Annotated in this window: 26 protein-coding genes; 22 read left to right on the top strand and 4 right to left on the bottom strand. The window is 54.0% G+C overall.

All coding sequences use genetic code 11. The annotated features are described in order from the left end of the window. From narI to ACL2XJ_RS19790, 3 genes are read left to right on the top strand one after another with little or no spacing between them, the layout of a single operon-like run. The gene (narI, locus tag ACL2XJ_RS19780) at positions 1 to 678 is read left to right on the top strand and encodes a respiratory nitrate reductase subunit gamma (protein ID WP_413724227.1); all 678 of its coding nucleotides are present in this window, start codon (positions 1 to 3) and stop codon (positions 676 to 678) included. A gap of 30 nt (positions 679 to 708) precedes the next feature. Further along, positions 709 to 1,053, top strand: coding sequence for a nitrous oxide-stimulated promoter family protein (locus tag ACL2XJ_RS19785; RefSeq protein ID WP_413724228.1), 345 nt, complete (start codon positions 709 to 711; stop codon positions 1,051 to 1,053). Then, positions 1,050 to 1,415 carry a DUF488 domain-containing protein gene (locus tag ACL2XJ_RS19790; protein ID WP_413724229.1) on the top strand — a complete coding sequence of 122 codons (366 nt, stop codon included), beginning with the start codon at positions 1,050 to 1,052 and terminating at the stop codon, positions 1,413 to 1,415. The genes ACL2XJ_RS19785 and ACL2XJ_RS19790 overlap by 4 nt, the downstream gene beginning before the upstream one ends. 123 nt (positions 1,416 to 1,538) lie before the next feature. On the opposite strand, the gene ACL2XJ_RS19795 is transcribed toward ACL2XJ_RS19790, so the two are convergent. From ACL2XJ_RS19795 to ACL2XJ_RS19805, 3 genes are all read right to left on the bottom strand, one after another. Next, a complete protein-coding gene (locus ACL2XJ_RS19795) occupies positions 1,539 to 2,105 on the bottom strand; it encodes a hypothetical protein (RefSeq protein WP_413724230.1) in 567 nt (188 codons plus the stop codon). A 14-nt stretch (positions 2,106 to 2,119) separates the two neighbouring features. Further along, positions 2,120 to 2,731 (bottom strand): hypothetical protein, encoded by a 612-nt coding sequence (locus ACL2XJ_RS19800; protein ID WP_413724231.1) that lies wholly within the window; start codon positions 2,729 to 2,731, stop codon positions 2,120 to 2,122. A 350-nt stretch (positions 2,732 to 3,081) separates the two neighbouring features. Then, the gene (locus ACL2XJ_RS19805; RefSeq protein WP_413724232.1) at positions 3,082 to 3,330 is read right to left on the bottom strand and encodes a hypothetical protein; all 249 of its coding nucleotides are present in this window, start codon (positions 3,328 to 3,330) and stop codon (positions 3,082 to 3,084) included. Positions 3,331 to 3,385: 55 nt separating this feature from the next. On the opposite strand from ACL2XJ_RS19805, the gene ACL2XJ_RS19810 reads away from it, so the two are divergent. The 11 genes from ACL2XJ_RS19810 to ACL2XJ_RS19860 all read left to right on the top strand — a co-directional run bounded on the left by ACL2XJ_RS19810 (position 3,386) and on the right by ACL2XJ_RS19860 (position 14,460). After that, positions 3,386 to 4,261, top strand: coding sequence for a MurR/RpiR family transcriptional regulator (locus tag ACL2XJ_RS19810; protein ID WP_132921920.1), 876 nt, complete (start codon positions 3,386 to 3,388; stop codon positions 4,259 to 4,261). Between the two features lie 55 nt (positions 4,262 to 4,316). After that, positions 4,317 to 5,285: an agmatinase gene (locus ACL2XJ_RS19815; RefSeq protein ID WP_203521715.1), complete on the top strand. Its 969-nt coding sequence runs from the start codon at positions 4,317 to 4,319 to the stop codon at positions 5,283 to 5,285. Between the two features lie 139 nt (positions 5,286 to 5,424). Further along, positions 5,425 to 6,210, top strand: a complete 786-nt coding sequence (locus ACL2XJ_RS19820; protein ID WP_413724233.1) for a transporter substrate-binding domain-containing protein — start codon at positions 5,425 to 5,427, stop codon at positions 6,208 to 6,210. Positions 6,211 to 6,228: 18 nt separating this feature from the next. Further along, entirely contained in the window at positions 6,229 to 7,620 is a 1,392-nt protein-coding gene (locus tag ACL2XJ_RS19825) for an MmgE/PrpD family protein (protein ID WP_413724234.1), read from the top strand. Then, positions 7,617 to 8,291: an amino acid ABC transporter permease gene (locus tag ACL2XJ_RS19830; RefSeq protein WP_413724235.1), complete on the top strand. Its 675-nt coding sequence runs from the start codon at positions 7,617 to 7,619 to the stop codon at positions 8,289 to 8,291. Before ACL2XJ_RS19825 ends, ACL2XJ_RS19830 begins: the two co-directional genes overlap by 4 nt. Then, positions 8,288 to 8,950 carry an amino acid ABC transporter permease gene (locus ACL2XJ_RS19835; RefSeq protein ID WP_203521712.1) on the top strand — a complete coding sequence of 221 codons (663 nt, stop codon included), beginning with the start codon at positions 8,288 to 8,290 and terminating at the stop codon, positions 8,948 to 8,950. Before ACL2XJ_RS19830 ends, ACL2XJ_RS19835 begins: the two co-directional genes overlap by 4 nt. Beyond that, positions 8,943 to 9,692 (top strand): amino acid ABC transporter ATP-binding protein, encoded by a 750-nt coding sequence (locus ACL2XJ_RS19840; RefSeq protein ID WP_413724236.1) that lies wholly within the window; start codon positions 8,943 to 8,945, stop codon positions 9,690 to 9,692. The genes ACL2XJ_RS19835 and ACL2XJ_RS19840 overlap by 8 nt, the downstream gene beginning before the upstream one ends. Positions 9,693 to 9,741: 49 nt before the next feature. After that, positions 9,742 to 10,149 (top strand): RidA family protein, encoded by a 408-nt coding sequence (locus ACL2XJ_RS19845; protein WP_165934117.1) that lies wholly within the window; start codon positions 9,742 to 9,744, stop codon positions 10,147 to 10,149. An 11-nt stretch (positions 10,150 to 10,160) separates the two neighbouring features. Further along, positions 10,161 to 11,309: an acetylornithine deacetylase gene (argE, locus tag ACL2XJ_RS19850; protein ID WP_413724237.1), complete on the top strand. Its 1,149-nt coding sequence runs from the start codon at positions 10,161 to 10,163 to the stop codon at positions 11,307 to 11,309. A 216-nt stretch (positions 11,310 to 11,525) separates the two neighbouring features. Then, positions 11,526 to 12,728, top strand: a complete 1,203-nt coding sequence (locus ACL2XJ_RS19855; protein WP_413724238.1) for a hypothetical protein — start codon at positions 11,526 to 11,528, stop codon at positions 12,726 to 12,728. Between the two features lie 550 nt (positions 12,729 to 13,278). Then, positions 13,279 to 14,460 carry a hypothetical protein gene (locus ACL2XJ_RS19860; RefSeq protein WP_413724239.1) on the top strand — a complete coding sequence of 394 codons (1,182 nt, stop codon included), beginning with the start codon at positions 13,279 to 13,281 and terminating at the stop codon, positions 14,458 to 14,460. A gap of 96 nt (positions 14,461 to 14,556) precedes the next feature. On the opposite strand, the gene ACL2XJ_RS19865 is transcribed toward ACL2XJ_RS19860, so the two are convergent. Next, positions 14,557 to 15,309 (bottom strand): IclR family transcriptional regulator, encoded by a 753-nt coding sequence (locus ACL2XJ_RS19865; protein ID WP_413724240.1) that lies wholly within the window; start codon positions 15,307 to 15,309, stop codon positions 14,557 to 14,559. A gap of 477 nt (positions 15,310 to 15,786) precedes the next feature. Between ACL2XJ_RS19865 and ACL2XJ_RS19870 the strand changes: the two genes are divergently transcribed. The 8 genes from ACL2XJ_RS19870 (at position 15,787) to ACL2XJ_RS19905 (ending at position 23,970) form a co-directional block, all read left to right on the top strand. Beyond that, entirely contained in the window at positions 15,787 to 16,179 is a 393-nt protein-coding gene (locus ACL2XJ_RS19870) for a RidA family protein (protein WP_132921911.1), read from the top strand. A gap of 131 nt (positions 16,180 to 16,310) precedes the next feature. Further along, complete coding sequence (locus tag ACL2XJ_RS19875; protein ID WP_413726929.1) at positions 16,311 to 17,093, top strand: transporter substrate-binding domain-containing protein; 783 nt, start codon at positions 16,311 to 16,313, stop codon at positions 17,091 to 17,093. 37 nt (positions 17,094 to 17,130) lie between these two features. Further along, on the top strand, positions 17,131 to 17,853 hold the full coding sequence (locus ACL2XJ_RS19880; protein ID WP_203521705.1) for an amino acid ABC transporter permease: 723 nt from the start codon (positions 17,131 to 17,133) through the stop codon (positions 17,851 to 17,853). Continuing rightward, the gene (locus ACL2XJ_RS19885; protein WP_132921908.1) at positions 17,850 to 18,497 is read left to right on the top strand and encodes an amino acid ABC transporter permease; all 648 of its coding nucleotides are present in this window, start codon (positions 17,850 to 17,852) and stop codon (positions 18,495 to 18,497) included. Before ACL2XJ_RS19880 ends, ACL2XJ_RS19885 begins: the two co-directional genes overlap by 4 nt. Continuing rightward, the gene (locus tag ACL2XJ_RS19890) at positions 18,494 to 19,246 is read left to right on the top strand and encodes an amino acid ABC transporter ATP-binding protein (protein WP_132921907.1); all 753 of its coding nucleotides are present in this window, start codon (positions 18,494 to 18,496) and stop codon (positions 19,244 to 19,246) included. Before ACL2XJ_RS19885 ends, ACL2XJ_RS19890 begins: the two co-directional genes overlap by 4 nt. A gap of 55 nt (positions 19,247 to 19,301) precedes the next feature. Next, positions 19,302 to 20,579, top strand: a complete 1,278-nt coding sequence (locus ACL2XJ_RS19895) for an alanine racemase (protein ID WP_413724241.1) — start codon at positions 19,302 to 19,304, stop codon at positions 20,577 to 20,579. 353 nt (positions 20,580 to 20,932) lie between these two features. Then, positions 20,933 to 22,081 carry a hypothetical protein gene (locus tag ACL2XJ_RS19900; RefSeq protein ID WP_413724242.1) on the top strand — a complete coding sequence of 383 codons (1,149 nt, stop codon included), beginning with the start codon at positions 20,933 to 20,935 and terminating at the stop codon, positions 22,079 to 22,081. 95 nt (positions 22,082 to 22,176) lie between these two features. Then, positions 22,177 to 23,970, top strand: a complete 1,794-nt coding sequence (locus tag ACL2XJ_RS19905; protein WP_413724243.1) for a thiamine pyrophosphate-requiring protein — start codon at positions 22,177 to 22,179, stop codon at positions 23,968 to 23,970. Positions 23,971 to 23,999: the final 29 nt, after the last annotated feature.

Genomic DNA, 23,999 nt, shown 5'->3' on the forward strand with positions numbered 1-23,999 from the left:
ATGGCATTTCTCAATGCATTCTTTTTCGATATCTATCCCTATATCGCCGGCGCGGTATTCCTCATCGGCAGCTGGGTTCGCTATGACTACGGGCAATATAGCTGGCGGGCCGGATCGAGCCAGATACTGGACAAAAAGGGGATGCGCCTGGCGTCCAACCTGTTTCATATCGGTATCCTCGGCATCTTTTTTGGCCATTTGTTCGGCCTGCTGACGCCCCACTGGGTCTATGAGCCCTTTTTGTCCGTGGCGCTGAAACAAAAGCTGGCCATGGGGGCCGGGGGGATTTGCGGGCTGCTGACCCTGGCGGGGGGCGGGCTGCTGTTAAAACGCCGATTGTTGAATCCGCGCGTGCGGGCCAATTCCAGCTTTGGGGATATCATGATCCTCACCCTGCTGGTGGTACAGGTCTGCCTCGGCCTGCTGACCATTCCGTTTTCCGCCCGGCACCCGGACGGCAGCGAAATGATGAAGCTGGTGGGCTGGGCGCAGGCGGTGGTGACTTTCCATACCGGCGCCTCGGCGCACCTTGCCGGCGTGGCGTTTATCTACCGCCTGCACCTGGTGCTGGGCATGACGCTGTTTCTGCTGTTTCCGTTCTGCCGGCTGGTGCATATCTGGAGCGCGCCGGTGGAGTACCTGACCCGGCGTTACCAACTGGTGCGCAACCGGCACTAAGAAAAGCGTGTTTCGTTGAGGATGCCTACAATGACAGGAAAGCGGATTTTGCGAGAGAAGCTCACCCTTTACAAAATGATTGAGCTCTATGCGCGCCGCAGCCCGGAAGCCTTGCCCGATCCCTTTCATTATCAGGCACTGTATGAATACGCCGCTAAACGCCTCGATTGCTGTGTCTTCGGCGAAGAAAAACCGGCCTGTAAACACTGTCCCGTTCACTGCTATCCCTTCGCCAAGCGGGAAGAAATAAAGCAAATCATGCGCTGGGCCGGTCCCCGGATGTTATGGCGTCATCCGCTATTGGCCTTGCGACATTTGCTGGATGGCAAACGTCCTGTTCCGCCATTACCGGAAAAATACCGGAGTAAAAAATGACCATATCATGCAAACGGGTCTACGATCGCGTTGAAAAAGACGATGGTTATCGGGTGCTGGTCGATCGCATGTGGCCGCGGGGATTAAAAAAAACCGACCTGGCCTATGACGAATGGTGCCGGGATGTGGCGCCGTCCAGCGGCTTAAGAACAGCCTTTCATAACGCATCGTTAAATTTTGATGAATTTGGCACAGCCTACCGCCGGGAGCTTGGGACGAACCAACCTGCCTGGACCCCGTTACTCGATCGCGCCGGGCATGGGAACGTCACGCTGCTGTATGCCTCCCGCGACAGGGAGCGTAACCATGCGCGGGTGCTGGCGGCGTTTCTTATTGAGCATTATAAGAAAGAAAATGATTAAAATTTAATGACTCGTGCGTACTATGTTTTCCCCTTGGTATAATGCTAGAGAGTTTGCGCGAGTGCCGGGGCATAGCGCTGAAAGAGAGACTTAAATAAGGGGTTACCCCCTAGTTCATTGCCGTCATTTTTTTGTCGAGAGTTTAACGGTCGCTTCGCTTGGCCATCTTATGTTCATCACAACACATTGTTCCGTGTGGTGAGGTGGCTTTGGCGGGTTTTCCTCAAATTTCACATGGGTCATCGTCGGGTAATGCAATGTCTTCCTAAATTTTTTGTTCAGAGGATTCCCAGTAAGAATTAACTCTTCCGCCTCATAAAGTAAATCTGAAGGGACTTGTTCAATATCATTGTTACTAAGGTCAACCTGAATGAGTTTTGCTGGATAGGGATAAGGTAAGCCGGTTAACTTATTGTGGCTGGCATTGAGGATTTTCACCTGGCGGGGTAATATCGGCAAGCAGCGCAATCCGAGATGGGATAAATCAAGTTCTTCCTGCCGATGTAGGTAACATTCTTTTAATCTGTGCCAGGCTATTTGCCTATTTTTCTTTTCTTCAAACCAAGCTTCTTTGGCCCAACATTCCCAACTCCCTTGATAAGCGGGAGCCCAATCGCTATTTCTTAACTGAGCGTTGCCATCTGAAAAATCTTGCTTCGGGCAACAGGTAAAATATTCCGCGAATCGCATAATTAATATTTCTCCTAAATTATGAAAGGGGTGGCGGCGTTGGACGTTGTGTCTTCCACCGGCAATGGCGCGGGAGAAGGGACCGAAAAAAGAGGATGATCGTCGGAAAGCGGGAAAAAGCGCGTATTCTTCGCCAACAGAAGGGTGTGGTCCGGTAAAAACATGACATTAAGCGGTGCCTTTGGATAATTTTCTATGGGTAATATGTCATTAGGCTCCTCATTGGGTAAATAATTATCAGTGAGATAAGGTAAGGGAGGCGTATAAGTGAATACATCTTTATTAAATTGGTTTTTGATTTCATTGCCCGCTCTCAAACTATTTTCCAGCTGCGGCGTCAGCGTATGCGTCAAATAGAGCCCGGCCAGCGCGGCCTGCGTTACGGTGTTGACTTGAAATGTCGGCGCCGTTGAAAAACCCGGCGCTCCAAGGTTCATAGAGCTGACGTTTTGTGCCAATTGGTGAAGTTCTCGGCCCTGGTTTTGGTATTCCTCCTCACGCATCCTGTCTTCTGTTTTGGGAAGATTGCGCGCCCGGGTTATAGGCAACATGAACAAGGATAATACCGGGGTATAAATTAATACGTCAGTTATAATTTCTTTGATGGAAGATATAATTTTTTCCATGAGTTGGTATCCTGGTGAATTTAATTTTTTTGAATAAAAACAGTTAAATTAAATCAATGTTATTTATTGGTTATTTTTTATTTATTTTTTTTATCTTATGTGTAATGCTAAAGCGGTTAATTTAATTTAGTATTTAAAAAAAATAATAACAGGCCATCTTCCTGCTGGAAAGGGAAATCTAATCTTAGCCTCCCATGAATGAAGATCACTATTATTCTACGTGGTTGAGACTGACTCGCATGTGAATTAGCACTATCATTTTGCCAAACGGCAATAAAAAAAGGGGGGCACCGATAATCGCCATTCCCCCCGCCGCCAGACTCTATCGCCAATGCGATCTGGACTTGTCCTTATTGGTGCGATGAGACGAAAATGCACTGGCTTAGTGCAGCCAAGGCCCGCTTATCGTGCAGGGTACCGTCCGGGTTACATGGATTTTTCACTGCCGATCTGTCAGCGAAAAAATTAAATTCAGTCAAATTTGAATCAAATAAATCACCCCATTTAACCTCCTGGCTCATTATTTCTCCTGATGTTACTCCTGGTAGTCCGCCCTCCGGCCGCATCGCTAATGAATCAATTGAATCATAATGAATCATTATTGGCATATCCGTTGCAATTATGATTGGGACGAATCAAAAAACGGATAACCCTATGGATCAGCTTGCTCTGTGTCAGGCCATTAAAGCGCAATACGAATCCTTGCCGAAACAGGTGCGGCAGGCGGCCAGTTTTGTCCTTGATCATCCGCAGGAAGTGGCGGTGATGTCCATGCGCGAGCAGGCCCGTCTGGCGGGTATCCCTCCGTCCACCATGACCCGGCTGGCGAAACGCATCGGTTTGTCGGGTTATGACGATATCCGGGACATTTTTATCAACGCCGTGCGTACCAAAGGTCATGAATATGGTTCTCGGGTGCCGGCGCTGGTGGAAATGAAACAAAAGGTGGGAGAAAGCTCCCTGCTGCTGGATCTGGCCAACACCACCACCGGCCATATCCAGCAGCTGTGCCGGCCCGATAACCTGGCGGCCATCGTGCGGGCCGCCAAAACGCTGTCGTCGGCGCGGGATATCTACTGTCTGGGGCTGCGATCGTCGTTCCCGGTGGCGTTTCATTTCTGCCATGTGGCCGCCTATTTCCAGCATAACGTCCATTTGGTGGAAGGGGCGGGGGAGAGCGGCATCATGTCCCTGATGAGCAATATGGGTCCCAGGGACGCTCTGCTGGTGTGCAGCCTGTCGCCCTATGCGCGCCGCTCCGTGGCCCTGACCCGCTATCTGTCCCAGCAGAAAGTCAAAATCGTCGCCATCAGCGACAACGCCAGCTCGCCGGTGGCGCGGCTGGCCGGCGAGACGATCCTGGTGAAAAAACAGACCACGTCCTTTTTCGATACGCTGACACCGGCTTTCCTGGTGAGCGAACTGCTGGTGGCACTGATGGCCGCCACCGCGAAGGTGGATGTGCGCGCCTCGGTGAGCGATACCGAGGAAAAATTATGGGCTATGGGCGAGTGGTGGAGCACCGAGTGATACCTCCTTGACCGGCCCAACCCCCAGCGTGATGAAATTTTTATAGGAAAACAACATGAGTGAATACAAACCGGAACTGACCACCGCGCCAAAGCACGGCCACAAGAGCCTGCTGTACTCCGAGGTCGTCAGTGATTTAAACAGCCTCGACTCGGTGGATATCGCGGTGCTGGGCATACCTTACGGTTCGCCTTATTCCATTGACGACGTCACCTGCGATCAGACCAATGCCCCCACCGCGGTGCGCCAGGCCTCCGATCGCGCGGTGCGCAGCATAGAACGCTACGATTTTGATATCGGCGGCCCGCTGATGGACAACCAGCCGATCCGCATGGTGGATTGCGGCGATATCGTCGGCGATGCGCGCGCATTGGGCGGGCATTATGCCGCCGCCGAAGCGGTGATACGCAAAATCCTCTCCCTCGGCGGTTTGCCGCTGGTGATCGGCGGCGACCACGGCGTGCCGATTCCGGTGCTGCGGGCCATGGACAGCATGGGTCCCATTACCCTGATTCAAATCGATGCCCATCTGGATTGGCGGCAGGAAGTCAACGGCGTGACCGACGGCCTGTCCAGCCCTATCCGCCGGGCGTCGGAAATGGAACATATCGGCGAGATTTTCCAAATCGGCCTGCGGGCCAATGGCTCGGCCCGCCAGGAAGAAGTGGACGCCGCGCTGGCTTACGGTTCGCACCTGATTACCGCCGATGAACTGCATGATGTCGGGGCCGAGGCGATTTTAAGCCGCATCCCCGACGGCGGTAACTACTACCTGACTTTGGATGCCGACGGCATTGATCCCACCATTATGCCCGCCGTCGCCGGCCCGGCTCTTGGGGGCGTCACCTATTCCGAGGCGCGTAAAATCATTCAGGGCCTGGTGAAAAAAGGCCGGGTGGTCGGCATGGATATCGTCGAAATCACCCCGAAAAAAGATCTTAACGGCATTACCGCTATCACCGCCTGCCGGTTTTTTGTCAACCTGATCGGTACCGCGGTTCGGGCCGGATACTTTAAAAAATAGCGCGGCGCGTCCTGCGCCGGGACAGGCCGGGACAGCTGCGGAAACAGTGTTATGCCTTGCGCCGGTCAGGCAAGGGGGCCTTCAGGCCGCCCTGCCTTCCACACCCTATCTTAACCTTTGACTATTCAGGATTTGCATAATGAAAAGACGTTTTGCGATATCAATACTGGTGGGCACGCTGGCCGCTTTTTCCATGATGACGGCCAACGCCGCCAATCTGCTCGATACCATCGTCAGCCAGAAAACCCTGCGGGTGGCGGTGCCGGTGGATTATCCGCCCTATGGCTATGTGGGCGGCGATATGGTGCCGCAGGGGCTGGATATCGATGTGGCCAACCTGATTGGCGAGAAGCTCGGGGCAAAGGTGACACTGGTGCCGGTGACCGCGCCGAACCGGGTGCCCTATCTGCAAACCGGTAAAGCGGACATGACCATTTCGTCGCTGGGCAAAACCGCCGAACGCGCCAAGGTCATTGATTACAGTATCGCCTATGCGCCGTTTTTTGATGCGGTCTTCGGCGGCGCCAAGACTCCCGCCAAGAGCTATGCCGAACTGGCGGGTAAAACCGTTTCCGTGACCCGCGGATCGATGCAGGATGAAGAGCTGACCCGTCTGGCGCCCAATGCCGAGGTGAAGCGGTTCGAGGATAACAACAGCACCATCTCGGCGTTTCTCTCCGGCCAAACCCAGCTGACGGCCATCGGTACCACGGTAGCCGCCGCCATGCAGCAAAAACACCCGGGGCTGGATTTGCAGCTGAAAGTGATTTTGTCCAATTCCCCCTGCTATGTGGGTATGCCCAAAGGCCAGCCGGAACTGGTGAATAAAGTCAACGAGATCCTGCGCGCCGCCAAGGCGGACGGGACACTGGACAAGATTTCCCAGAAATGGCTGGGCGCGCCGGCCGGCGACCTGCCGGAATAAATGACAGGACCTGATGAGATGACGACGACAAGCGGTACCCTAACCCTGGCGCACTGGCTGACGGCGCTGACGCCCGCGGATGTGCCGGGCGCGGTAGGCCGGGTGGCCACCCGCTGCCTGATGGATACGCTGGGGGTCATGCTGGCGGGTTCGGCCACCGCCGTCGCCGGGCGGGCTCGCCGGGTCATCGCGGTGAATGCCGCCGCGGGCGGCGCCGCGGTGGCGGGGGACGCTCTGCTGGTGAGCGCGCCGGCGGCGGCTTTTGCCAACGGAGTAGCCGCCCACGCCCTGGATTTTGACGATAACTGCTACGCCGGGTTTGTGCATGGTTCGGCGGTGATCGTGCCTGCGGCGTTAGCCGTCGCGCAGACACGCCGCGCCGGCGGCCCGGCAATGCTCACCGCCCTGGCGGCGGGAGCGGAATGCCAGTACCGGGTCGGTATGGCGTTGGGCCGCCCCCTTTACGATCGCGGCTGGTGGACCACCGGCGTGCTGGGGGTGATTGGCGCCTGCGCCGCGGCCGCAAAACTCATGGCGCTGGACGCTGAAACCACCGCCCGCGCCCTGGGGCTGGCCATTGCCGGCACCGGCGGCATGAAAAGCGTGTTCGGCAGCGATGCCAAGCCGCTGCTGGCGGGCCGTGCCGCCGAGGCCGGCGTGACGGCGGCGCTGCTGGCGGAGCAGGGCGCGGGGGGGCCCCTCGATGTCCTGGAGAATGCCTACGGCCTGGCGGCGCTGTGTAACGACGGGCGGCTTGACGGCGGCTGGCTCACTCCGCCGGGGGACGACTGGTGTTTGTTATCGCCGGGTGTGGACGTCAAGCGCATCCCGGTATGCCTGTCGTCCCATGCGGCGGTGGACGGGGTGCTGAAGCTGGCGGCGGACCACGGCATAGCATGGCCGCAGTTAGCCGGCATCGTCTGTGATGTGCCGCCGGTGGTGGCGGCCAATCTTATTTATTCCCATCCCCGCAGCGGACAGCAGGGGCAGTTCAGTTTGCCTTTTGCCGTGGCGGCTTCCCTGCTGTACGGCGAACTGACACTCGAGCATCTGGACGATGCGCTGATGGCGGATAAGACGCTGACGGCCTTAATGGAACGGGTAAGCATGATAACCGGCCCGCGCTGGGACGATCCCGCCCTGCTCACCGTCGCGCCGGAAGGGGCCGAGGTTACGCTCAGTCTGCATGACGGCAAGACCTTCAGCTGTTTTATTCCCAAGGCCACCGGCAGCGCCGATTACCCATTGAGCGATAAGGCGCTGGAAAACAAATTCCTGCGCTGTGCGGGCAGGGTCATGGAACCGGCGGCGGCAAATCGGCTGGCCGGGACGCTGTGGGGGCTGCCGGCGTTGGACGATGTGAATGCCCTTTCGGGAATGATACAAATACCCAAGGAGCCCGGGCGATGATATTTGATTTTTCCTCGGTACTGCAGCAGTGGCCGTTGCTGCTCAAGGGCACCCTGATCACCCTGGCGATGACGCTGGTGTCCACGGTGCTCGGCCTGATTCTCGGCATCGCCTGCGGCTGGACGAGGGCCCACGGCAGTGCCTGGCTGCGCCATCTGACGGGATGTTACATCGAGCTGGTGCGAAATACGCCTTATATCGTGCAGCTCTTTTTTATCTACTTCGGCTTGCCGGCGCTGGGCCTGCATTTATCCGCCATCACCGCCAGCATTTTGTCGCTGATCCTCAACCTGGCGGCCTATGCGGGGGAGATCACCCGCGCCGGTATCGACGCCACGCCCCGCAGTCAGGTGGAAGCGGCGCAGAGTCTGGCGATGAACCGCTGGCAGATATTCTCCCGGGTGGTGCTGCCGCCGTCGCTGTCCAGGGTCTGGCCGGCACTGATAAGCCAGGTGATTATCATTATGCTCGGGTCAGCGGTATGCAGCCAGATTTCCACCGAGGAGCTGTCGTTCAGCGCCAATCTCATCGCCAGCCGCTCATTCCGCAATTTTGAATCATTTATTATCGCGGCGGTGATTTATCTGGCGATGGCGGTGTTTGTACGCCAGTTCCTCGGCTGGATAGGGCCGCGGTTTATTTTCGGACCGGCAGCGAGGAAACGGCCATGAGCGATTTCACCCTATGGGATATTTTTCGCAATCTGCTGCTGGCGCTGCGCTGGACCGTGGGATTGTCCGCCATTGCATTTGTGGGCGGCGGTATCGTCGGCGCCCTCTTGCTGATTATGCGCCTGTCGCACCGAAGATGGCTGCAATGGCTGGTGATCCTGTATGTAAATCTGTTCCAGGGCACGCCACTGCTGATGCAGTTGTTTCTCACCTATTTCGGCCTGGCGCTGTTCGGCATCAATACCACACCGCTGTTTGCCGCCAGCATTTGCCTGACGCTCTATGCCAGCGCGTACCTGACGGATATCTGGCGCGGCAGCGTGGAGAGCATACCCCGCCAGCAGTGGGAAGCGTCCGCCAGTCTCGCGCTCTCTTTCGGCGAGCAGCTGCGCTATGTCATTTTGCCCCAGTCGTTCCGGCTGGCCCTGGCGCCCACGGTGGGTTTCCTGGTGCAGGCCATCAAAGCCACCGCCCTGGCGTCGGTTATCGGCTTCGTGGAGCTGACGCGCTCGGGGCAAATCATTTCCAATGCCACGTTTTCACCTTTCCTGGTCTACGGCAGCGTGGCGCTGCTCTATTTTGTGCTGTGCTTCCCCCTCTCCTGGTGGAGCCGGCATTTGGAAAAACAGTTAACCCGTGGAGCCAACCGGCATGAGTGAACTTTCGACGGATAAACCTTTCGCGGTGGTGGATATCCAGGGCCTGCACAAGCGCTTTGGCGATAACGAAGTGCTCAAGGGCATTGATTTGCAGATTAAACGCCAGGAGGTGGTATGCATCCTGGGCAAAAGCGGCTCGGGCAAAAGCACGCTGCTGCGCTGCATTAACGGCCTGGAAAGTTTTGAAGAAGGGACGCTGACCGTGGACGGGCAGGCCATCAAACAGCATGACCCGGCCGCCATGCGTGATTTGCGCCAGAACGTCGGCATGATTTTTCAAAGCTTTAATCTTTTCCCGCATCTGACGGTGGGCAGAAATATCATGCTGGCCCCGTCGCTGGTGAAAAAAATGCCGAAGGAAGTGGCGGAGCGCGCGGCCCGGACGTTATTGAAACGCGTCGGACTGGAAGAAAAATTCGACACCTGGCCGGATAATCTCTCGGGGGGCCAGCAGCAGCGCGTGGCTATCGCCCGGGCCCTGGCCATGACGCCGGAGGTGCTGCTGTGCGATGAAATCACCTCCGCTCTGGACCCGGAACTGGTGGGGGAGGTCCTGCAGGTGATCGAAGCCCTGGCGGCGGAGGGAATGACCATCATCATGGTGACCCATGAGATGAATTTCGCCCGCAAGGTCAGCGACCGCATCGTATTTATGCATCAAGGCAAAGTCCACGAGGTGGGCACGCCAGCGGAGATTTTCGACAATCCGCAAACCCCGGAGCTGAAGCAATTTCTGGCCTGATGGCCCGGTTGCCGGCAAACGTACCAACATGAAATTTGGAGAAACAAACATGGTCCATACCCGTATTCGCCCGTTCAATACTAAGCAAACCTATCCGGAACAGAAGCTGGATAACGATTTATGCCAGGCGGTGGTGGCGGGGAATATGATTTTCCTGCGCGGCCAGATAGGCCAGGACCTCGATACCCGCGAATCGGTGGGCATCGGCGACGTGGCGGCGCAAACCGAACAGGCGATGTACAACATCAATATGCTGTTGGAAGAAGCCGGCAGCAAGCTGGAAGACATCTGCAAAATCACCGTGTATCTCACCGATGTACGCTATCGTGAAACGGTCTACAACATCATGGGACGCTGGTTAAAGGGCGTTTTTCCGGTCTCCACCGGGTTGATGATAAGCCACCTGGCCCGCCCGGAGTGGTGGGTGGAAATCGACGTGATCGCCGTTAAACCTTAAGGAGCATGCCAATGGGCACCGCGATTGAACTGTTATCGGCGCTGGTGGCTTTTCCGACGCTGAGCCGCCGGTCGAATCTTGAGCTAATTGATTTCGTAGAATCCTACCTGGCGGATTACGGTATCGGCGCCCGCAGAGTCTACAGCGAGGATGGCAGCCGGGCTAACCTTTACGCTACCATCGGACCCGCAGATCGGGGCGGCATCTGCCTGTCGGGACATTCAGACGTGGTGCCTGCGGACGGCCAGCCGTGGAGCAGCGATCCCTTTACGCTGCTGCGGCGCGGCGATCGGCTGTACGGCCGGGGCAGCGCCGATATGAAAGGTTATCTGGCGTGCGTATTGGCCATGGTGCCCCGTTTTATCGAGGCCACCCGCGCCGCCGATGCCCGGCCGGTGCATATCGCCATCAGCTATGATGAAGAGATCGGCTGCGTCGGGGTGCGGGGGCTGCTGGATGAGCTGGCCCTGGACGGGGCCCGTCCCACCGGCTGCATCATCGGCGAACCGACCCTGATGCGAATCGCCACGGCCCATAAAGGCAAAAGCGCCTGGCATTGCCGGGTACGGGGGCAAGCGGCCCATTCCTCGCAAAATCATTTGGGGGTGAATGCCATCGAATACGCGGCGGAGCTGATGCTGTTTTTGCGCAGCCAAGGCCGCGACTGGCGACATGATTGCCGGGACAACCGCTACGACCCGCCCTGGTCGACGGTGCAGGTGGGCACCGTTCACGGCGGCAGCGCGGTGAATATTGTGCCGGATAGCTGCGAATTCGACTTCGAGATCCGCCCGCTGCCAGGCACCCGGCATCACCTGCTGGCGGAAGCCTTGGGGGCATATGCCAAACGGCTATTGCCGGAAATGCGCACGGTGTCGGCGGCGGCGGATATCCTGCTGGAGCGGCGGGCGGAGTATCCCGGCCTGTTGGACGACGGTTCCCTGGATGCGCTTAAACACAGCTGCGCCGGCGCGCTGGGACAAGAGGGTTTTGACTCGCTGAGCTTTGGCACCGAGGCAGGATTGTTCCAGCAGGCGGGCATTCCCACCGTGGTATGCGGGCCGGGCTCCATCAACCAGGCCCACAAAGCCGACGAATATGTGGATATCGAACAGTTGGAACAGTGCCGCCGGTTTCTGGGGAAAATCGTTGCTTGTTGAGCAGGGATAAGAGAAGTAAATCGCCGCTTTCCTCTATCATTAAGTCGGACCCGTATCTTAATAGGGGATTGACTTTTCGTGACGGCATAAGGCTAATCATATAAATGATAGGATTAAAAACTGCAATTTTTTATAAGAAAAATGGGGCAAAATATTAACATGTTTATCTTATGAATTCTTATAGATATTGACGTTTTATTCAGCCAGGAAAATTAAGTGAAAATGATTTCTTTTACCGCCAGCGCTCTCGCTAGGGAGCAGACGATGCAATCACCAGAATGCCATAATTCTGAGTGGCCGTCACGGTTATTAGGATTACTGCAAGTTGCTAATACATCATTAAATAGACAAAACCAAGTCAGCCACGATAATGGCTTTTTTAATCCGCCATACGAGTCAATGCTCTCTCGCTGTTTGGCTGGTGCGGGGGCAGCCAACCCTGAAACTCAGTATTGTCCCGTGGCAATCTTTGGTACGTCTGACGAAGCAAATAAACTGTGGGACTTATGTGAAACCGTACTCCAAATGAAAAGGATAGCTTGTGTTAGTGATTATAATAAGGCAGTCGGTATAGAATATTCAGGCTGCTTTCAAAATGACCAGGACGATTACGAAGAAACAGCGTTTATGTTTTTTCTGAAAAATATTCTTATAGTTAATGAATTTGGTAAAGATCCTAAAATTACCGGCCAGGTTCCATTCGTCCATGCTGCAAAAGTCGGTTCTTCATCTTTTGATATTGACAAGGAACATGTACTTTGGAAAAGGTACCTCTATGATAACAAGCAAAAACTTGATCCTTTGCTGCGCGTCCAAAAATTATTGGCAATAAATCCCACCGAAAAACACGCAGACCTTCTCAAACAATTTATTGTTAAAAACACATTTTCAGACGCCGACGTTGAAAAGCTTGCTGACAATTTGCTCGCCTTGATCAATCGCTTCAATTGCACAACCAGCAGCGAGATTAAACATGCTTTGAGTGATTATAAAGAGTCGAAGGGTGAACCTTTTTTGAGTGGGCCCGATTATATAGACCTTGCTAACTTCTATCAGAATCATTTTTTCAGAAATACCAGCAAACTGGGCCTGGCGTTTTTTGCCGGCCGTGGATATGATATTAATTTTGCGTGGAATGTGGGTGATAATACCTTGGTTGATCTGAAGGTAGTTCAGGATAAGCCTTGGAAAAGAGGGGAGCGTCGATTAGATGAAGAGCCAGAATGGATTACTGCATCGGAGATGCGTTCCGTCTTGAAAAATATAAACGGCCTTTTCAACGATAAAGTTTTCAAAACTGGGTTTTTCAAAAATTCGATGATGATTTCCAAATCCTTGACATCCAATGCGTGGCAAGGTTTTTTTTATGATGACAAAGTGAGTAATCAAAAGCGTCCGCCATCAGAGGTTGAAAACTAAGGAAATAAAAAGAATCTGAAAACAATATACCTATCAGCCAATGGATCCCGGCCCTGTTGGATTGCGCGGTTAAATGCCTTCCTTGACAAGGGTGCCGTCCATGATTGCTTGGAGAGGATGTAAACATTCAAAATTAAACTACCACTTCGCATTCTGATATCAGAATCTGGCGGCAATATGCTTTGCTTGATTTAAAAAATAGATGTAAAACTAGGCAGAGCTGATACAGAAACTGCATAACAACATGACATGTTTATTGTTGGGTAAAACCGGTTGTCTGCATCTGCTTATGCTTTACATGAAGCATGTTTAAAAACACCAGTAAACTGGTTTTGTGTTTTGGGTCAGCGGAAAAAAATTCGAAGCACGGTGAGCGGCGTTAAAATTTTATGAATTTTTTAGTATCAATGTATTACTCGATATCATATTGTGATTTTACCTTTTAAGGGGACAACGTTAATTTGTGCAGATAAAAACTAATCGCAATGCATGTACATAATGTTATTGATTAATCTGGTTCAATATAGCTAAAAAAACTAAAGGGAATTAAATGAATACATATCCTATAAGCATCCACGGTCCCACTGTCGACCGGTCAACGGGATCATTGGAAAGCAATTGGCCCGGAGGGGGGGCATCTCTTCCAAGTTTGCTAAGCGTTTCCAACACGCCCTTAGACGTATTAGCAAGTAAAGAAAGACATACCGATCAAGGTCTTGTCAGTATACCGTCGGCTAAGTCGGTGCTCTCAAGCCTGGCCATAGGCCGGAAGAATGTTACTGTAAAACAGCAAAATTGTCCCGTGGTAACGTACGGTATTTGTGACGAAATACGAGTTTTAGACAAAATTTCAAAAGACCTGTTGAAGATCAATTGGTCGACGGCTGTGTGTCAATATAACGAAGCAATAGGTTTGCATTATGAGTTGTCCGATCAAAACTGCACTGACTATAGCAGCGAAGCATTTTTTAATCTATTTCTGAATAATCTCATGAAGATAGAGGAATATGGCACAAACTCCGCCATTATCGGCCTGCCTTCGCTCGCTGACATACCCCTTGCGGATAGGTCAACTTTTGTTGATAGTTACGAACTTAATCTCTGGAAAAAATATTTATTTGAACACAAAGAAAAACTTGATCCGGTACTTCGCTTAAAAAGACTCATGACTATGAATGCTACCATAGAACGCGAAGTAATCTTGAATCAGTTCATTGTGAAAAATACTATGGCAAACATAGATAACGAAAAACTGGCTTGTGTTTTTATGGATTTCATTGATCGCTTCAATTGCACAACTCACTTAGAAATAAAGCATGCATTAAACGATTATAAAAAGTTGAATGGCGTGTCTTTTTTTTCAGAGTCTGATTATGTGGGGCTTGCTGAATTGTTTGGGAATCATTTTGCCAGAAATACCAGCAAGCTGGGTCTGGGATTTTTTGCCCTTCGTGGCTTTGATATTAATTTTTCATGGAATGTGAACAAGGATACCTTGGTTGATCTTAATGTTATTCAGGATAAGCCTTGGAAAAGAGGGGAGCGTCGTTTTGATGGGGGACAAGAATGGATTACAGCATCGGAAATACGTTGCGTCCTGCGAAATACAAGCGGTATTTTCAACGGTAAAGTTTTCAAGACGGGGGTTTTCAAAGATGCGATTATAATTTCCAACTCCCTGACATCTAATGCGTGGCAAGGTTTTTTTTATTATGACAGCGTGATCAAATGAGCCCGCCAACTTGATTCCTTAATAAAGGCGCGCTCGTGCCGATATTTACCGGCTGCGGTTACTCTCATCCATTACCGGCGTTGATGCATAAACGTATCATGACAGATCGGACAGCTTTTGCGCCGAGGCGATCAGTTCCCGTAGCAGCATTTGCCGCCGCGGCTCGTCCGTGTCGCGGCTAACCATAAAACAAAAGGCCGCAATGGCATGGCCGCCACGCGAGAGGACCGGCGCCGCCATGCAGCAGGTAAAGCTGTCCGACAACCCTTCTGTCATGGAATAACCCTGCTGCGCGGCGCGTTTAACATCCTCGAGGAATTGCCCGCTGTCGATGGTGCGTCCGTCCGCCAGGGTAAAATCCTCCGCCGGGATCAGATCGAGAATGTCCCGGGCCGAGAGGTGTCCCAGCAGCAACCGTCCTGAGGCGGTCCAGGGGATAGGCACCTTGACGCCGATATCCGAGGTGATTTTAAACGGGCGGGAGCTGCTCTCCGACAGCACCACCGTATATTTATTTCCTTCCAGTATGCAGAGCTGAACGGTTTCACCCAAACGGTTGATAAGCTCCAGCATCAACTGATGGGCGCGGCGCAGCAAATCGTTTTGCATGGCATAGTCCGCACCGTAATAGTGCATTTCCCGACCGAAAAACACACTGCCGTCCGGCAAGGTTTCCAGCCAGTCCGCTTCCGTCAGCAGGCTCACCAGCTCGTAAATACTTGACCGAGGCGCATCGGTGGATGCGATCAGTTCCCGCATGGTCATGGGTTTTCTGGCGATATGCAACTGCCGGAATAATTCAATGATCCGGTCTACTCCCCTGGCCCGAGGCGGGTTGGCTGAGGGCATGGCTGTTCTCCGTGGTATCGCCGGCCGGCGTAAAAGTGATGATGTCGGGACCGAAAGGTCAAGGGTTGCACACCGAACCGGCCGCTGGCTAATGCGTGGGGTTATCATACACGGAATTACCAATATCCACAGCGTCGGTTCATTTTTGCTTAATGATATTCCATGCACTTTTTTGGGGCCCTGTTATTTTGCATGAATCATAAGGCTTATTCCAGATGGTGAAACGGTACTGAAAAGAGTAAACGGATTAACGTGTAGACGCAGCGGGAAATAACGGCTTAATCGTGACAGTTCTGAATACGGGCATATAAATTTTGATTGGTTATTGCAAATTTAATTCTTTTATGACAGTCTGAAATTGTCCGGTATCCCGGAAACAAATCTGGTATATCGGACAATGCGCAATAACAATTACTTAAAATAATTTGAACAAACAGGGCGGACAAAACCAGGTTTTGTGGCGCGGGAGACATTTTTATGGCGATAAAACGATACGGTACCGAAGGCGGCGTGGGTACCGGTGGGCAGAAACTACCCTTTGCCCGTGCGGTTGAGGCGGACGGCTGGCTATACATCTCCGGCCAGACGCCGATGACCGACGGCGAGATAGTGGAAGGCAGTATTATTGAACAAACCCGGCTGGCATTTGATAACTGCCTGCGCATTGCCCAAGAGGCGGGTTATGAAGCCAGCGACGTGGTGCATGTTACCGCCGTGCTTACCGATGCCCGTTATTTCGGATCATTCAATAAAGTCTTCGCCGAATATTTTTCAGCGTTTCCTCCGGCACGTATTTGCAGCGTTCAGGATTTGGTGGTGGATTGTAAGGTTGAAGTGGATATGAAATGTTACCGCGCCGATAAGAAATAAAAATTCCTACCGGCGGGCTTGTTTAAATCCGGCAATTTCTGAATTAACAAATAATCAATTATTCGGGGGAATAAAAAATGAATTGTCTTAATTATAAGACGCATGCAGCCTGCCTTATTACCGCCGCCGGCATGCTGTCCGTTATCGGCTGCACGCCGACCGATAACGGCAAGGCGAAAGACGCCGCGCCGGCCTCCACACTGCAAACCGTACTGCAACGGGGCACGCTGCGGGTGGGGGACTGCTTGTCCTTTGCGCCGTTCGGTTTCAACAATAAAGACGGCCAGCCTGACGGCTATGATGTGGATCTGGCCAAAGAGCTCGCCAAGGATATGGGGGTGAAGCTTGAAGTGGTGGACACCACCAGCGCCAACCGTATTCCCAATTTGCAGACCAACAAAGTGGACGTGGTATTCTGTAATTTCACCCGCAATCTGGAACGGGCCAAGGAAATCGGATTTACCGCGCCTTATGTGGTGGCCAGCGAAGCGATGCTGGTGCGTAAGAACAGCGGTATCCAGTCCGCCAAGGATATGGGCGGCAAAACCATCGCCACGGTTAAGGGCTCTACTAACGGCGATGAAGTCCGCTCCATGGGCATCCCGGTGAAGATCCAGGAGTATGACAGCTCCCAGGCCGCCATACTTGCCGTCAAGCAGGGACAGGCCGACGCCATGATTGAGGATAACAACTTCCTGGCGTACCAGGCCAAGCTCGATCCTACCCTGGTGGTCACCAACGAGGCGCTGGTACCGCTGGAATATAACGCCTTCGGCGTAAAAGCCGGCGATCAGCAGTGGATCAATTATCTCAATGAATTCCTGTTTGAAATCAACGCGTCCAAACAGAACGCCGCGCTTTATCAAAAATGGTTCGGTACGGCGCCCCGTTATCCGCTGAATCCTCAGTATTGATGACCGGCGAGGGGATTATCCGCCGACGGAGGCAGACATGAGCTATCAATGGTTAACCCTCATCAGCTATTTTGATGTGTTTCTCACCGCCGCATGGGTGACGCTGCAGGTGACGGTGCTGGCATTTATCCTGGCGATGGCGTTGGGTTTGCTGACTGCTCTGGCCCGATCCTGCCGTTTTTCCGTTCTGCGGTTTATTGCCGCCGCCTACGTTGAAATCATCCGCAACACACCGGTGCTGCTGCAGATATTTATCGTGTTTTTCGGCCTGCCGTCCCTGGGATTGACCATGGGCGCCTGGACCGCCGGCATTATCGCTCTTGGCGTGAATGTGGGCGCGTACCTGGCGGAAGTCTTCCGCGCCGGCATTCAGTCGGTGCCGCGAGGCCAGCAGGAAGCGGCCATGATCCTCGGCATCGGACGGCGGGATATCTTTCTTCAGGTGGTATTGCCGCAGGCGGCGCGGGCGGTCTATCCGGCTATTATCAACAATCTGATCCAACTGCTGCTGGGCACATCGCTGCTCTCGGCCATTGCCCTGCCGGAACTCACCGGTACGGCAACGGTGATTAACGCCCGGACGCTGCTGTATATCCAGACCTTCACCGTGACGCTGGCGGCTTATTTGATTCTGAGCAATGCCCTGGTGTGGATTGGCGGTTTTTTGGGACGGCATCTTTTCACGCCGCCGGTAACCGCCATAAAAAAATCCGGTCCGTGGTTTGGCCGAAATAAAGTCAAAAGCGGGGGAACGGCATGAACGAGTTATTAATCACCAGCGCGCCGCTGCTGCTCAAGGGGCTGGGAGTGACGCTGCTGCTGTCGGCGGCCTCCATTATCGGCGGCACGCTGCTGGGACTGCTGGCGGCCGTGCTGCGCAGCAGCCGCAACACGCCGGCTATCGTCGTCGCCCGGCTGTATACCGAGCTGTTTCGCGGATCGCCGGTGCTGATTACGCTGATGTTCATCTATTTCGGCGTAGCCTATTTTGGCTATGACATTAATATCTTCGCCGCCGGCGTCATCGGCCTGAGCGTTTATCAGGGCGCCTATATCGGTGAAGTGTTTCGCGCCGGTATCGAGGCGGTGCCGAAAGGGCAGTGGGAAGTGGCGCAGATCCTCGGCATGAATAAGCGGCACACCTTTTTGTCGGTCATCCTGCCGCAAACCCGGCGAATCGTCCTGCCCCCGCTTATCGGCCAATATCTGTCGCTGATAAAAGATACCTCCATTATCAGCATGATCGGCATGTCCGAACTGCTGCGCCAGGGGCAATCCATCGTCGATCGCGTCGGCCAGCCGGTGGCGGTGTACGGCCTGGTGGCCGCCCTTTATTTCATTATCTGTTTTCCCATCTCCCGCTGGGTGCAGCATCAGGAAAGCAACAGGAGTCTCTTATCATGACGGCTATTGTCAGCCCCAAACCCGCCATCGCCTTAAGCGGCGTATCGAAATCCTTCGGCAGCACCCAGGTGCTCAAGGGCATTGATCTGGCGGTGAGCCCCGGCGAGGTGCTGGTACTTATCGGCGCCTCCGGCTCCGGGAAAAGCACCGTGCTGCGCATTATGAGCGGCCTGGAAATCGCCGACGCCGGCGAAATCTGGGTCAACGACGTGCCGCTGCATGACAGCCGCCGGGCCAAGGAGATTCGCGGACATGTGGGCATGGTCTTCCAGCAGTTCAATCTGTTTCCCCATAAAACCGCCCTGGGCAATGTCACATTGGCCCTGATCAAGGCGCGCAAAATGTCGAAAGCCGACGCCGAGCGCACCGCCATGGCGGCCTTGAACCGGGTGGGCCTGGCGGACCGGGCCGGCCATTACCCTTCGCAGCTGTCGGGAGGACAGCAGCAGCGGGTGGCTATCGCCCGCGCCCTGGCGGTGGAGCCGAAGATCATGTTTTTCGACGAAGCCACCTCGGCGCTGGATCCCGAACTGGTGGGGGAGGTGACCGAAGTCATGCGCGAACTGGCCCGGGAAGGCATGACCATGGTGGTGGTCACCCATGAAATGGGCTTTGCCCGTAAAACCGCCGACCGGGTGGTGTTTATGGATAAAGGGGTAATTGCCGAGCAGGGGGCGCCGGAGCAGATTTTTGTCCATCCGCAAAATGCCCGCACCCAGCAGTTTTTAAGCCGGGTGCTTGAACACTGAGACAACCGATAGCCATCAGGACCGCCAAGCGGTCCGATATCAAGGGAAATCCATTATGTCCGATGCCACAGATTTTTATACCGCCGACGGCAGCTTGAATCCAATGACGCCGGGACCGCTGTACAAATCCGCCGGGGGAGACGGCCGCTCGGTATTGGCCGCCGGCACCCCGCTGTTTGCGGACGACGCGGTCTTTTCTCCTGTCATGATCCTCAAGCAGGCCGCCTACGAACAGAATATCGCCGCCATGGCCGACTATTGCCGCCAGCAGGGAGTGCTCCATGCGCCCCACGGCAAAACCTCCCTGGCGCCGGAACTGCTGCGGGGGGCGATACGCCAGGGGGCCTGGGGACTGAGCGCGGCCACCCCCGCCCAGGTGCGCGCCTTTCGCTCCTTCGGCGTCAAAAACGTCTTTCTGGCCAATGAACTGGTGGATCCGGCGGGCATCCGCTGGATAGGCCGCTATCAGCACGACCACCCGGAACAGCGGTTTATCTGTTATGTGGATTCCCTGGCCGGGGTAAGGATACTGGAACAGGCCCTGGCGGATATTGATGTCCGCCTGACGGTATTGCTGGAAGTGTCGGTGGCCGGCGGCCGTACCGGCTGCCGCTCCCTGGCGGAGGCGCTGGATATCGCCCGTTTGGTGCGGGACAGCCATAAGCTGCAGCTTATCGGCCTGGCGGGTTATGAAGGCGCGATAGCCGGCGATCGCAGCGCCGAATCCCTCGCCAAGGTACGGGACTATTGCCGCTGGATGATGACCGTGGCCGGCGCCGTGGACGGCGAGGGGCTGTTTGAGGCGGAGCACATATTACTGAGCGCCGGGGGCGGAACCTTTTTTGATATCGTGGTGGAAATGTTCAAGGCGGTGTCCCTGTCCCGTCCCGCCCTGGTAATGATCCGCTCAGGGGCCTATATGGCCCATGACGACGGTCTTTATGCCCGCATCGCCCCGTTTGCCCAGCAAGGTTCGGCGTTTCATCTCCGGCCGGCGCTGGAAATCTGGGGCCGGGTGCTGTCGCGTCCGGAACCGGAGCTGGCCATCCTGGATTTCGGCCGCCGCGATGTGCCGTTCGACCAGGATTTGCCTATGCCCCACAGCTTCCGGGAGGCTAACGGCGGTGAGGTTCGGGACGCCAGCGGGGCATCGGTGACGGCGGTTAACGATCAGCATGCCTATTTGCGCGTGGCGGCGGACGACCCCCTGCAGGTGGGTGACTGGGTGGGCTGCGGTATTTCCCATCCCTGCACCGCCTTTGACAAATGGCGCTACCTGCCGCTGGTGGATGATAACTACGTCTGCGTCGGACAGGTGACTACCTGCTTTTAATGACTTTTTTTATCTGCGCTGGTCGTCGGTGATAGCCCATCATCGAAGGCTTAAGCGCAGGAAAACGTATGTTGCAAAAAAAAGCTGTAATCCTGTCCTAACATGGAATGTCTGATACCGCACTTTGCGGGAATATTTCATAAATTCAACGAGTGATTTGTATCTAAAACAATCACTGTTCGTTAAAAAACCAAATTTGCAAGTTCCAATGCTTGGACTCCTTTAAAGTAAGAATTAATGGATGGGTGATATCAACTACCCATTCTCTGATCTGCTTTAATGATTGTCATTTTGTCCGTTAATGCCTTTGGATTGACATTTGCTTAAACTGATAGATTAAGGAAGAAAAAAGAATGATAAATTCCAACCCTCATTCCGTAATGGGTGCAACGTTTTGTCCGGTATCTACTGAAGAAAACCCTGATGATAAAGGGTTGGCGATGATTGCTAAAACCATCAATGTAAGCAATACCCCTTCAGCGATGCCGCAGTCGACTTATTCTCGAAGCGCCAAAGATAATGTTAAGCCAAAGTACACCCTATCTTATTTTCATGCCGCATACTCTGGGAAAAATAATTTTACTTTAAAACATAAATATCATCCTGTGGCTGTATTTGGCTTAAGGAAAAAACAAGATGATCTTAAATTTCTTTTGGAAAAAGGTTTAGGATTAAAAAGGGTAAAAACAATTAATATACTTAATACACAGATAGGACTTAATGGACCGCCCCAACCCTGGGAAAAACTTGGTTATCCCTCCAAAGATCTTTTTGATCGTTCTATTGAAAATATTTCTAAAATCAGTGTTCGCGCGCCTTCGCAACCCTCAAAAAAATCCCATGGAGACTTAAAATCCCGTTGGAAAAATTATTTATATGCCAATAAGGAAAAGCTTGATCCCATCATCCGAATCAGAACTCTTCTTATGCAAACTGCGGCTAATGGCAATAAAGATAATCTGGAACAATTTATTCTTAAAAACACTGAAGCAGATTGTAATATAGAGGAGTTGTGCAAACATCTTAAATACCTTATCCTTAAGCTTGGATGTAAAAACAGTGCTGAGTTGGAACAGGCCTTGGAGTCTTACAAAACAGAGAAAGGGGAATTATTACTGTCATCCGAAAACTATAAGGATTTATATCATCTCTATAACTTTCATTTTTTTAGAAATACCAGCAAGCTGGGTTTGGAGTTTTTTGCCGAGGAGCGCTTTGATATTGCGTACGCATGGAATACGGAGGAAAACGCTGAAATTAACCTCGACGAGGCAAACTATAAACCGTGGAAAAATGGAAAGAGACGTGACGACATACATTTAAATCGACCCGTGCATGAATGGATTACATATTCAGAAATTCGATCAATTCTACGTGATAAAAATTCCGTATTTTCTTCCAATAAACCTTTTAAGTTTTTCTTTGCGTTCGATCATCGCATGAAGAGATTTAATGTTGAAATGGCGTCGTCGTTACGTTCTGATCATTGGGTTAAGCTCTAACAAGTTGTAAAGGTACATTCATAGCGAGGTGCCCCGCCATCGGCTGCGTCAGCTATCCTTATTATTCAGGAAACATTTTATGACGGGGGGATTTCATGGCAAAGCTGACCAGCGATTTTTTTGTTGAGCGCCTGCGGGCCTGGGGCGTGACCCGGATATTCGGCTACCCCGGCGACGGTATTAACGGCGTGCTCGGCGCGCTGCAGCGGGCTGAAAAGCGAGGGCAGGGCATCGAGTTTATACAGGTGCGCCATGAAGAGATGGCGGCTTTTATGGCCAGCGCCCATGCCAAGTTTACCGGCCGGCTCGGGGTATGTCTGTCCACCGGCGGCCCCGGCGCCACCCATCTGCTCACCGGCCTGTACGATGCCAAAATGGATCATGTGCCGGTTCTGGCCATTGCCGGCCAGGCGGAGGCCACCGCCCGCGGTTCCAATTATCAGCAGGAACTTAATCTCGATCGGATATTCGCCGATGTGGGCAGTTTTGTTCAGGAGGCCGCTTCTCCCGCCCAACTGCGCCATCTGACGGATCGCGGCGTGCGCATCGCCGTGGCCCAGAACGGCGTCACGGTGCTGGTGTTGCCCAAGGACGTGCAGGATGAACCTTGGCAGGAGCCGCAGCAGGCCCATGGTTTTACCCGCTCGGGTCCCGGATATCAGCGGCCGAAAGTGGTGCCTTACGAACAGGATCTGCAGCGGGCGGCTGATGTGTTGAACGCCGGTAAAAAAGTGGCGATTTTGATTGGCGCCGGCGCGCGCGGGGCGGCGGTGGAAGTGGTGCAGGCCGCCAACCTCCTGGGAGCCGGCGTGGCCAAGGCTTTGCTGGGCAAAGATGTGCTGCCGGACGATGCGCCCTTCGTCACCGGCTCCATCGGCCTGCTGGGCACCGAACCCTCGTCGGATATGATGAAGGAGTGCGACACGCTGCTGATGATCGGCACCGGTTTCCCCTGGGCGGAATTCCTGCCGGCGGACGGACAGGCGCGGGCGGTGCAGATTGATATCGATCCGTCGATGCTGGGACTGCGTTATCCGGTGGAGGTGAATCTGCACGGGGATGCGGGCGAAACGCTGCGGGCGCTGCTGCCGCTGCTGCGCCATAAAGACGATCGTCGCTGGCAGGAAAACATCGCGTTGGGCGTCAAAGCCTGGTGGCTGAAGCTGGAAGATCGGGCCATGGCAGAGGCGCATCCCGTCAATCCGCAGCGGGTGGTGTGGGAAATGTCCCCGCTGTTGCCCGAAAACGCCATCGTCACCTCCGACTCCGGCTCCTGCGCCAACTGGTTCGCCCGGGATTACCGGGTGAAACAGGGCCAGCGGGCGTCGCTGTCGGGAGGGCTGGCCTGCATGGGGGCGGCGGTGCCTTACGCCATCGCCGCCAAATTCGCCCATCCTTCGTCGCCGGTGGTGGCGCTGGTGGGGGACGGCGCCATGCAAATGAATAACATGGCCGAACTTATCACCATCAAGAAATATTGGCAGCGCTGGCAGGATCCGCGGCTGATTGTCTGCGTGTTCAACAACGAGGATTTAAATCAGGTCACCTGGGAGCAGCGGGTGATGGAGGGCAATCCCCGCTACCCGGCCACCCAGTCGGTGCCGGACGTGGGCTATGCCCGTTTTGCGGAATCACTCGGCCTGAAGGGCATCTTCGTCGACGATCCCGCCAGACTGTATGGCGCCTGGGTGGAAGCCCTGTCCGCCGACCGGCCGGTGGTGCTGGAGGTCAAAACCGATCCCGAGGTGGCGCCCCTGCCGCCGCACATTACCCTGGAGCAGGCAAAAGCCTTTATGTCTTCCATGGCGAAAGGCGATCGCGGCGCCGGGAAGGTGATAGCCGATACCGCCCATCAGATTTTGCACGGGATAATGCCGGGCAAGTCTTAATGGTACATAAATATTTGTAGCGTACCATT

The sequence above is a fragment of the Sodalis sp. RH16 genome (assembly GCF_047324245.1).
Taxonomy (GTDB): Bacteria; Pseudomonadota; Gammaproteobacteria; order Enterobacterales; family Enterobacteriaceae; genus Acerihabitans; species Acerihabitans ligni.

What these genes read in the sequence shown, in the direction of transcription:
- narI (WP_413724227.1), top strand. Translation starts at nt 1, where the DNA reads ATGGCATTTCTCAATGCATTCTTTTTCGATATCTATCCCTATATCGCC.
- ACL2XJ_RS19785 (WP_413724228.1), top strand. Translation starts at nt 709, where the DNA reads ATGACAGGAAAGCGGATTTTGCGAGAGAAGCTCACCCTTTACAAAATG.
- ACL2XJ_RS19790 (WP_413724229.1), top strand. Translation starts at nt 1,050, where the DNA reads ATGACCATATCATGCAAACGGGTCTACGATCGCGTTGAAAAAGACGAT.
- ACL2XJ_RS19795 (WP_413724230.1), bottom strand. Translation starts at nt 2,105, where the DNA reads ATGCGATTCGCGGAATATTTTACCTGTTGCCCGAAGCAAGATTTTTCA.
- ACL2XJ_RS19800 (WP_413724231.1), bottom strand. Translation starts at nt 2,731, where the DNA reads ATGGAAAAAATTATATCTTCCATCAAAGAAATTATAACTGACGTATTA.
- ACL2XJ_RS19805 (WP_413724232.1), bottom strand. Translation starts at nt 3,330, where the DNA reads ATGATTCATTATGATTCAATTGATTCATTAGCGATGCGGCCGGAGGGC.
- ACL2XJ_RS19810 (WP_132921920.1), top strand. Translation starts at nt 3,386, where the DNA reads ATGGATCAGCTTGCTCTGTGTCAGGCCATTAAAGCGCAATACGAATCC.
- ACL2XJ_RS19815 (WP_203521715.1), top strand. Translation starts at nt 4,317, where the DNA reads ATGAGTGAATACAAACCGGAACTGACCACCGCGCCAAAGCACGGCCAC.
- ACL2XJ_RS19820 (WP_413724233.1), top strand. Translation starts at nt 5,425, where the DNA reads ATGAAAAGACGTTTTGCGATATCAATACTGGTGGGCACGCTGGCCGCT.
- ACL2XJ_RS19825 (WP_413724234.1), top strand. Translation starts at nt 6,229, where the DNA reads ATGACGACGACAAGCGGTACCCTAACCCTGGCGCACTGGCTGACGGCG.
- ACL2XJ_RS19830 (WP_413724235.1), top strand. Translation starts at nt 7,617, where the DNA reads ATGATATTTGATTTTTCCTCGGTACTGCAGCAGTGGCCGTTGCTGCTC.
- ACL2XJ_RS19835 (WP_203521712.1), top strand. Translation starts at nt 8,288, where the DNA reads ATGAGCGATTTCACCCTATGGGATATTTTTCGCAATCTGCTGCTGGCG.
- ACL2XJ_RS19840 (WP_413724236.1), top strand. Translation starts at nt 8,943, where the DNA reads ATGAGTGAACTTTCGACGGATAAACCTTTCGCGGTGGTGGATATCCAG.
- ACL2XJ_RS19845 (WP_165934117.1), top strand. Translation starts at nt 9,742, where the DNA reads ATGGTCCATACCCGTATTCGCCCGTTCAATACTAAGCAAACCTATCCG.
- argE (WP_413724237.1), top strand. Translation starts at nt 10,161, where the DNA reads ATGGGCACCGCGATTGAACTGTTATCGGCGCTGGTGGCTTTTCCGACG.
- ACL2XJ_RS19860 (WP_413724239.1), top strand. Translation starts at nt 13,279, where the DNA reads ATGAATACATATCCTATAAGCATCCACGGTCCCACTGTCGACCGGTCA.
- ACL2XJ_RS19865 (WP_413724240.1), bottom strand. Translation starts at nt 15,309, where the DNA reads ATGCCCTCAGCCAACCCGCCTCGGGCCAGGGGAGTAGACCGGATCATT.
- ACL2XJ_RS19870 (WP_132921911.1), top strand. Translation starts at nt 15,787, where the DNA reads ATGGCGATAAAACGATACGGTACCGAAGGCGGCGTGGGTACCGGTGGG.
- ACL2XJ_RS19875 (WP_413726929.1), top strand. Translation starts at nt 16,311, where the DNA reads ATGCTGTCCGTTATCGGCTGCACGCCGACCGATAACGGCAAGGCGAAA.
- ACL2XJ_RS19880 (WP_203521705.1), top strand. Translation starts at nt 17,131, where the DNA reads ATGAGCTATCAATGGTTAACCCTCATCAGCTATTTTGATGTGTTTCTC.
- ACL2XJ_RS19885 (WP_132921908.1), top strand. Translation starts at nt 17,850, where the DNA reads ATGAACGAGTTATTAATCACCAGCGCGCCGCTGCTGCTCAAGGGGCTG.
- ACL2XJ_RS19890 (WP_132921907.1), top strand. Translation starts at nt 18,494, where the DNA reads ATGACGGCTATTGTCAGCCCCAAACCCGCCATCGCCTTAAGCGGCGTA.
- ACL2XJ_RS19895 (WP_413724241.1), top strand. Translation starts at nt 19,302, where the DNA reads ATGTCCGATGCCACAGATTTTTATACCGCCGACGGCAGCTTGAATCCA.
- ACL2XJ_RS19900 (WP_413724242.1), top strand. Translation starts at nt 20,933, where the DNA reads ATGATAAATTCCAACCCTCATTCCGTAATGGGTGCAACGTTTTGTCCG.
- ACL2XJ_RS19905 (WP_413724243.1), top strand. Translation starts at nt 22,177, where the DNA reads ATGGCAAAGCTGACCAGCGATTTTTTTGTTGAGCGCCTGCGGGCCTGG.